Genomic DNA, 587 nt, shown 5'->3' with positions numbered 1-587 from the left:
TCTTCCGGGTAGTAGCTCTTCTTGAAGCGCTCGGGGTCGCCCCAGATCGTGCGGATCATCGCCGGCCACGGACGCTTGACGACCAGGATCCCGCCTTGGCCGTTCGGCACGTCCTGGCCCGTCTCGTCGACCACCGCCGCGATGATGCCCGGCAGCGGCAGCGTGCACGAACCGGGCACGGTCGGCGTCGCGCCCGGCAGCGGCGTGATCATGTGACCGCCCGTCTCGGTCTGCCACCACGTGTCGACGATCGGGCAGCGCGCCTGGCCGACGTGCTTGTGGTACCACATCCACGCTTCGGGGTTGATCGGCTCGCCGACGGTGCCGATGATGCGCAGGCTCGACAGGTCGTAGCTCTTCGGGTGGACCTTGTCGTCGGCCTCGGCCGCCTTGATCAGCGAGCGGATCGCGGTCGGCGCGGTATAGAACACGCTGACCTTGTGATCGCCGATCATCTTCCAGAAGCGGCCGGCGTCCGGATAGGTCGGCACGCCCTCGAACACGACCTGCGTGCCGCCGCACGCGAGCGGACCGTAGGTGATGTACGTGTGGCCCGTGACCCAGCCGATGTCGGCCGTGCACCAGAA

General features: G+C 68.0%; 1 protein-coding gene. It reads right to left on the bottom strand.

Annotation, left to right across the window (positions count from 1 at the left end; all coding sequences use genetic code 11):
* Positions 1-587 (bottom strand): AMP-binding protein (locus ACV229_RS40665; RefSeq protein ID WP_448088668.1); only part of this gene is annotated, 587 nt, incomplete at both ends.

The sequence above is a fragment of the Burkholderia sp. MR1-5-21 genome, assembly GCF_053427715.1.
The sequence above is the reverse complement of the archived record's forward strand: the minus strand, read 5'-3'. Positions and strand labels throughout refer to the sequence as shown.